The organism is Candidatus Diapherotrites archaeon (genome assembly GCA_030688545.1).
Lineage (GTDB): Archaea > Iainarchaeota > Iainarchaeia > Iainarchaeales > VGJJ01 > VGJJ01.
Map to the genome: position 1 here is coordinate 438616 of JAUYHT010000006.1, position 7350 is coordinate 445965.

The 7350-nt window shown below is 45.5% G+C and carries 11 protein-coding genes; 2 read left to right on the plus strand and 9 right to left on the minus strand.

Features of this window, described 5'->3' with window-relative positions; genetic code table 11:
- Positions 1 to 136: 136 nt before the first annotated feature.
- Positions 137 to 1408, plus strand: a complete 1272-nt coding sequence (locus Q8P05_05355; GenBank protein ID MDP2666895.1) for a tyrosine-type recombinase/integrase — start codon at positions 137 to 139, stop codon at positions 1406 to 1408.
- A gap of 58 nt (positions 1409 to 1466) precedes the next feature.
- A complete protein-coding gene (locus Q8P05_05360) occupies positions 1467 to 2246 on the plus strand; it encodes a hypothetical protein (protein MDP2666896.1) in 780 nt (259 codons plus the stop codon).
- A 53-nt stretch (positions 2247 to 2299) separates the two neighbouring features.
- Here the strand turns inward: Q8P05_05360 and Q8P05_05365 are convergent, their stop codons facing one another.
- The 9 genes from Q8P05_05365 to Q8P05_05405 form a co-directional block, all read right to left on the minus strand.
- Positions 2300 to 2569 carry a hypothetical protein gene (locus Q8P05_05365; GenBank protein ID MDP2666897.1) on the minus strand — a complete coding sequence of 90 codons (270 nt, stop codon included), beginning with the start codon at positions 2567 to 2569 and terminating at the stop codon, positions 2300 to 2302.
- Between the two features lie 40 nt (positions 2570 to 2609).
- On the minus strand, positions 2610 to 2909 hold the full coding sequence (locus tag Q8P05_05370; protein ID MDP2666898.1) for a hypothetical protein: 300 nt from the start codon (positions 2907 to 2909) through the stop codon (positions 2610 to 2612).
- Entirely contained in the window at positions 2909 to 3886 is a 978-nt protein-coding gene (locus Q8P05_05375) for a hypothetical protein (GenBank protein MDP2666899.1), read from the minus strand. Before Q8P05_05375 ends, Q8P05_05370 begins: the two co-directional genes overlap by 1 nt.
- Before the next feature lie 2 nt (positions 3887 to 3888).
- Complete coding sequence (locus Q8P05_05380; protein ID MDP2666900.1) at positions 3889 to 4134, minus strand: hypothetical protein; 246 nt, start codon at positions 4132 to 4134, stop codon at positions 3889 to 3891.
- 9 nt (positions 4135 to 4143) lie between these two features.
- Complete coding sequence (locus Q8P05_05385; protein ID MDP2666901.1) at positions 4144 to 4395, minus strand: hypothetical protein; 252 nt, start codon at positions 4393 to 4395, stop codon at positions 4144 to 4146.
- A gap of 28 nt (positions 4396 to 4423) precedes the next feature.
- Positions 4424 to 5227 carry a hypothetical protein gene (locus Q8P05_05390; GenBank protein ID MDP2666902.1) on the minus strand — a complete coding sequence of 268 codons (804 nt, stop codon included), beginning with the start codon at positions 5225 to 5227 and terminating at the stop codon, positions 4424 to 4426.
- A gap of 29 nt (positions 5228 to 5256) precedes the next feature.
- Positions 5257 to 5742: a hypothetical protein gene (locus Q8P05_05395; GenBank protein MDP2666903.1), complete on the minus strand. Its 486-nt coding sequence runs from the start codon at positions 5740 to 5742 to the stop codon at positions 5257 to 5259.
- 17 nt (positions 5743 to 5759) lie between these two features.
- Positions 5760 to 6224: a hypothetical protein gene (locus tag Q8P05_05400; GenBank protein ID MDP2666904.1), complete on the minus strand. Its 465-nt coding sequence runs from the start codon at positions 6222 to 6224 to the stop codon at positions 5760 to 5762.
- On the minus strand, positions 6221 to 7350 hold a 1130-nt coding region (locus Q8P05_05405), incomplete at its 5' end, for a LamG-like jellyroll fold domain-containing protein (GenBank protein MDP2666905.1). The genes Q8P05_05400 and Q8P05_05405, both read right to left, overlap by 4 nt.

Here is a 7350-nt window from a genome sequence, read left to right on the forward strand (position 1 = left end):
AATATTGTGGGATGGTTTAATGGTAAGACGCGACCTTGCCAAGGTAGTAGCCCGGGTTCGATTCCCGGTCGCTGCATCTAACTGCCAGTTAGAGTGCCGTATGTCTTTTTGAATGTTGGAAAAGGCAGGCACTACTATGCGAACCGAAAAAAGCTTTCATGACTACCCACGCATGCTCAAACGCTTGTGCGAAAGAATATGGCCAGAAGAGTACCCAGGGGAACTAAGAGAGGGACAAAAGTCATTCCAATTGAACCCCCGAAACAAACAGATCCTCAAAGACCTGCTCTCCCATTTGGAACGCGAAAATTATAGCAGCGCGCGAATCATCCGCCTGGTAAGTTTCGTAGCCCTCCTGGGAGAAATGTTAGGAAAGGATTTTGACAAAGCCACCAAAGAAGACATTCAGGGAACCGATGGAATTGTGTCTAAAATCCTAAAGAAGTGGTCCAACGACACCACGCGCGAGATGGGAATACAATCCACCAAACAGTTCTACAAATGGCTGCTGGGAGAAAACGAAGAATATCCAGACATCGTTCGAAAAATAAAATTCCGACGAAAATACAAGGAAGAATATCTGAAGGAGATTCTAACAAAAGAAGAGGTGGCGAAAGTCATTGATACAGCCGACCATCCAATGAAGAAAGCCTTAATTGGGACGCTATATTCGGCAGGGCCGCGCATTAGTGAATTGGGCCTATTAAGCGTGAAGGATGTGGAGTTCCAAGATGACGAAGCAGTCATTAGTATTACCGAATCAAAGACCAGGAGACGCCGCGTTATTATCGTTAACTCCACCGTCAAACTCTTGCATGATTGGTTTGCCATCCACCCAAATCGAAACAAACCAGACTTTCGGGAAACACCATTATTTGTCAGTGTATCACACCAAAAATATGGAAGAAGAATGGAATATGCATCTATTTGCAAAATGCTGAAAGTAACAACCGCACTCGCGGGTATTCAAAAACCATGTAACCCGCATCACTGGCGCCATAGTTTCGCGACTCACTTGGCGCAAGATGGATACAGCGAATATCAAATCAAAATTATTCTCGGCCACTCCATGACCTCTAAGTCAACAGCCAGATACATCCACATGGCAGGGCAAGGAGTATTCGATGTAGTCCGAAAGAAAAATGGTAAAAAAATCATGGATGAAGGAGCCCAAAAACCCGCTTTGGAATACAAAAAATGTGATACATGTGGATATGGGGAGAACACATTTAATCAACTTGTCTGCAACAAGTGCATGCGCCCCCTTGGGATAGCTGAAAGACTCCAATACAAAGATCAACTATCAGAAATTCGAGGCAAAATGGAGAATATGGAGAAAGCCTATCACCTACTGCTCAAGGCCCACCTGGAAACAATCGAATCAGAAAAGAGCAAACAAGCATTGTAGGCAATTTGGCACCTTTTGATGCCACAATGCTTTATAACCTAAAGATTGAGTCTTGGATATGGTTAAAGGAAAACCTGCTCAGAAACCCAAAGCGGTCGCTACCCACCGATTTAACAAGTTTTCAGTCGGGCGAGCAGCGGTGCTCTATAAACGTGGAATGTCCCGCGCGCTCGTATTAGAACACTTCTTCCGCACCTACGCCAAATCCTGGGGCATCCGGGATTACTTCGAAATGTATCAATACCTATTCGAAAAGGGCCCCGGACGAAGACCTAATCTCGCAAAGATGTTCGAGGGCAAGTCGGAGGGCCAGATCAGAGACGCATTTTTCGAGTGGCGACAAAAGAATATGAAGAGTTCTGGAAGACAGTCAGAACGAATGAGAAAACTCCATCAAGACCCAGAATTCCAAAAGAGACACAAAGCACAAGCGTCAGAACGAATGAGAAAACTCTGGAAAGATCCGGAATGGCGCACTCGCCAGACTGAACTTATACGCGTAGCACTACAGCGACATTGGGATATCATACACAATGACCTATTAGCGGAATTCAGGGGTCGGGGGCTAATTCAAACATATGATTTTCGCACCGAGGAGAGAGTCGCAGGAACAACCAAAACACCTCAGTCGGAAGCCATAGAAAGAGAGCGAAAAACACAAGTAGAAAAAGGAATCGCAAAACTTCAACCAGAAGAATCAGAAGCAATTACATCCACCTTTTTTGAAGGAAACGACTACCCAACCACTGCCGAAAATATGGCAATAACGCTACCAGAATTAAATGAAATTTTAGATAGGGCCTATCGAAAGCTCGCGAAAGAACTGCGCGACCTTTAATAAAAAAAATAATGCCGGATAAGCCATAAAATGCCTATCCGAACAAAGAAGTTTTATCGTCTTTCGAGCCAGGCTTTTGCGCCTTTGTATACGTTGTTTAGGAACGTATAGGCTACGAATGAAAATCCCGTTGTTTCGAGCTCGTTCGTGTTTAATCCTGCGCCCGCGGCAATTAGTCCGAGGAAAGCACCCCATACCATTGCGGGTAAAAACTTTCGCCAGTCGAAAACTTCTCCTTGACCAACATTTTTGGCCGCACCGCTGAATCCAGCAATAGCTCCACCAAAAAGTCCGGCCAGCATTATACTGATTAGGTCTTCCATAGAAGATTCCCCCTCTCCACTGTGTTGTAGAGTGTGATAGTCATAGAAAGTAGCTCACGGCTGCACTGACAATGATTGATGCTATGGCGGCCATGACTACGATTTGTCCTTTTTGCGTATTCACCCATGCTTCGAGAGTTCGAATGCGTTTATTGAAATCATCATGCCATTCCGCATCATCCGTTACGTGTCTCTTTTGTTCGTCCCGATCGCGCACTGCTACTTCACGAAGCGTATCCACATGTCCAGCAGTCTTTGCATGAGCCACTTTGAGTTCTGATACCGATTGGATTAGTTTGTCGATTTTGTCTTCCATCCGAAATAGTAATTCGGTTTCCATTAGTTGTTCCCCCCGATTGGTTCAATGACTACTTTTGATCCGAGAAAAGACTGGAAGTCTGATTCGTCTTGTGGGGTAATGAATTTGTTCCACGCATTGCGTTGATTGAACGAGAACCACACACCCCAAATTCCAAAATCATCTGTTTTATTTTTCGCATCAATTGTAGTGGGTAACTTTGTAATTTTGGAAGCATTTTCGAATCCACTTCCATACGTTGAATTGAAATGATGAAATTTTTCGGTCTCATCCGCATAGCCATAAAGTGTGGCATGTCCCCCCAGGTTACAATTTCCTATGGCAATTCTTCCCTTCCAATCCGGAATGCCAGCCGCATTCCAATAGGTCTTTAGATAGACGGCCCAGCTGTCGCAGTCCGCCGCTTTCTGTTCTTTGATTCGGATGCGTTCATTAATTTCAAAGGGAAACTCCCACACCTCGGGAAAAGAAGGGCCGTAAAGATTCCAGTCGAAAGCGTATCCATACTTCTTTTTCTTTGCCCACTTGTAGATCTCCAGCATTATTTCGTCATGGTTTCCCTTTTCAGTTTGGAATCCTTCTTTCTTTACCTCTTCTTTTATGCGCCAGTCCTCAGGAGTGATCAACAACCGGGGATCAATGCTCATGAGCTTGTCAAACTTGGGAAGCGGTCGACAAGAATAGGAAATATTGGCTTTGGGATATTTTGCATTCCAGAATTTTGCATTTTCATCTTGCCCTTCCGCATCGATTTGCTGCGTAACGAGCGCATTATATTTCTGCACCCATTCATCTGTTTTCTTTTGAACCTCCACTTTTTCATTCGCAATTTTGGTAACTTTCTTTTTTGTTTCTAACAGCTCTTCGGACTGTATCGCGTTGTCCGTTTGAGCATCGCGAAGTTCTTGTTGAGCATTCTTCAATTTCGCCAATTCTGTAGCACAAAGAACTTGACAAACCGCTCCACGAGCGCTATCCAATTTTTCTATCAAGCTCACTTTTAGCACTCCTGCTTTAGCAATGTTGCTACGGCCTCAATGTTTCCCAATTCGAGCGCGTTCACGAGTTCCATGCAGCGGTTTAATCCCCGCACATGGTTCCAAACCTGTTCCTGATGCCTCAATGCCTCTGCGTAACGCTTGTTTCGAATAGCGTTTTCGGTTTTCTCCAGCCACGTCGTCATTTCTTTTTTGTGAGCGAAATAGTGGGCCACAAGGTTTTCGATTTTTTGAGTGGTATAGTCCATTTTTTACACCTACTGCAGTGGCGTTCCGGGCACAATCACCCATTGGTTCTGCGTTTTTTCTTCTGGGGTTAGGTCGTTTTGTCGAGTGACCGTAATGCGTTTTACGGCTCCTGCGTGAATGTAATAATCTTTTTTTTGTGCAGGATGGTCGAATATGCGGTATCCTGAGCACCCGGAATTGAAGTTGGCAGCGGGAATATCTGTCAATGTTTCGTTTGTTCCATCGGTGTACTCGATTTCGATTGTTAGCGTTTCAGACATAGTTTTTTTCCTCCAAGATTTATTTTTTTTAGTCGATTATTCTCCCAACGAAAACCACATCGTAGAATAGCGGTTTGTTGTCCGTTGTCGAGAGCGACGCACTATTCAAAACAGATATTCCACTCGTGCAACACGAAAATCCAGGTTGATGGGGAACAGATGAGGTGGTGCCCGTGCTGATGGATTGGGTATCGCTTCCACCTGTTCCGCCGGAAGTGCTATTTCCGCGGAGAAACTTATTTCCCCCATTCAAATCTGGAAGTGTTTGTCCATTGTAGGGTGAGTCCGTATTGCTGACGGTTCCCCCACTTAATTCTTGAAAACCATACTTTAGTGCGGGAGTGTTGGTATAGGATTTTAGCCACACTTTTACTTCGCCGATAAATCCATCGCGCCCCATGATGGGTCGAATGTCTCGGATTTGATCATTGGTAATCGCCGTGTCATTAGCTGGAACAAGAATGTAGGCCAGTGGAATAGTAGGAGCACTGGAAGCCGGAATCGTTGGTCGTATAGGAGTAGCGGCAGGAGTTCCGGCCAGGTATCCTTTTGTAACCGTTCCTGCGATCGTGTCCACGATTAAATAAATCGCATCGTAACGCGGATTGGTGGCATCGGCGGTATCAAGCGTTTGCGTGGTAGCCGTAAAGCTAATCGGTACTCCGGCTACGTTTACGACCCCTGCTTTGAGGTCGACAACCATGTCCGAGGCACTGGATCCTTGATCGACTCGACAGCCGAATTCTACCCAACAATTTAGACTTCGGTTTGCTTCGGAATCAAATCCCGGATCTCCATCGGTCTTAGGATACTGTCCTTCAGTGGCCGCCATAATCGGTCACCTCGAACTGTAACCGATATTTAATACTCCCTACGCACAATGCGCTGCTCTTTTTTTTCGCGTTGCGCCATACGTTTTACATCTTCTTGGGCCTGTGCAATGTGATCATCTATTTGGGCGGGAGTAACGTGTCCAATTTTTACTCCTCTCCGTCGAGCTATTGGTGAAAGTCCGGTTTCTTGCATGATGCGATCCTTGCGTTCGCGTGCCGCTTCATATCCTTTTTTTCCTGGATTATTTTGCGCGTGATGTCGTTTGAAGTGGATACAATACTCGCACCAAATTCCCTTTCCCATCTCACAATCCACTTGAACCTTTTGGGCTATTCCCACACTGTTCTTGTAATCATAATACGGGTACGCGCAAGGCACAGTAATTTCTTTCTCATTATTTTTCATTCGTACCAGCCGCGCTTTTTCTATTGCGATGGATTTTCTTCGCTGTTCGGCCACTGCTAAAATAAATCCCTTATTAGCTTCGGCGAGTAGTTGTCCAGGTGTAGTCATTCGTTTTTCCTCCCATTTTATCCGCTGATGTACTCTATGGTGTAGGCCCAGTCCATTTCGACCGAGCTATCTTTGTCAATCGTTGAAAAAGTGGCGCGTGTAACCAAAATGCCTGAAACTGCTGCGGTGAGTAATCCGACTTCCGAGAATGTTCCGGGTGTGTTTCCTTCTGTTTTGAGAATGGGCCATTCAAATCGTACTTTTCCAATACCGATGCTTGCGTCTACGGTTACGGCTTTTCGTATGATCTCGGCTCCCAGCGTGGTGTCTCCAGAGGTGGGTGACGTTGTGCTGTTTCCTAATGCTGCGTGGGTAATTTTTGCGGAAGACAGGCCGGCGATTAGGTCGCGATGTAAATCAGCCCCATTATTCGTCATGAGATTGTACGTATCGACCACCTTGATTCGCGTTCCATTGGCAAATCTTTTCCATGCTTCAATGTGACCTCTAATTTTTGTTTTTTGTTCGATTTCGTATGTCATGCGCTTGCCCCCGTAATTGCATTTAGTGTTTTAATTGTCCGTCGTGGTGAACCACGTCCTGCAACAGCGATAGTGTCATACGCTGAGATGGTCATGTAATCGAAGGTGATTGAATCCGCGCCGGAGACGACCCATCTTTTTTGAATGAAATTTACGCTCGCCCAATTGATTGCTTTAGTGGCCCATGCAATATCGTCTAAATCGATCAGCAAATAGGTGGGTTGATCGTTATCGAGTGCAAATGCTGAAACGTGTCCGGCCACTTTCCATGCGTATTGTTTTGCTTGATTTTCGCAATAGTTTGTTGAGGATGATCCAATTCGAACGTCAAAGTCTGTTACATTTCCTCCATTGAGGATGTATCCCCATACTCCGAGCGTTCCGCGCCAAGGATAGAACCAGGTGTTGTCCCATATTGCGTTTGTGATGCTTCCGTGATTTGCATTTGCACTGCTATCACTTGCTTGGGTTCCTGTTCCTATATTGAGTTTCCACCATCCAATAAGATTTGTCGTAGAAATTTGAGTAGGCTTATTGTATATGGCTGCGACTTCAACCGATCCAACTAATCGATTCCAGAATGCTGCATTAGCGATTCTTCCATTGAATTCAAATCCAGCCGTGAGATCTCCGCGTGTTGCAATGGCGAGTGCAATGTTGTTGAGAATGCTTCCCGTAATCGAGGTCGTCGATGATCCGGATCCAATTTCTACTCCATTGACATAGGTTCGAATAATACGATTGGGGCCATCATTCGTAAACGTAAGCATGTCCCACTGTGCATCGGTTACGGAGCCAACCGGGGAGGTGGCCGTGTTTGTGCCATCGAAGAGTTGGAGGGCAACTGTATTTCCTGCAGCACTGCATAGCGCGTGATAGCCGGCGCTGGCCGTATCTCCTGCTTTCGAAAATAGTCGCTTATTTCCGGTGCCCCCACTTGTTTTGTTGACCCATAGGTTAATGGTAAATGAGTCTGTTTTTTCGAGATCATAGGCACTAATCTCGGGTATGGCCACGTAGTCTCCGCTTCCATCAAAATTCAAGCAATAAGTTTTGAGGGTATTAACCAGGTTGAGTGTGCTTCCTCCATAATTTACGATTCCTGTTCCGGTGGAAACTGCCCACG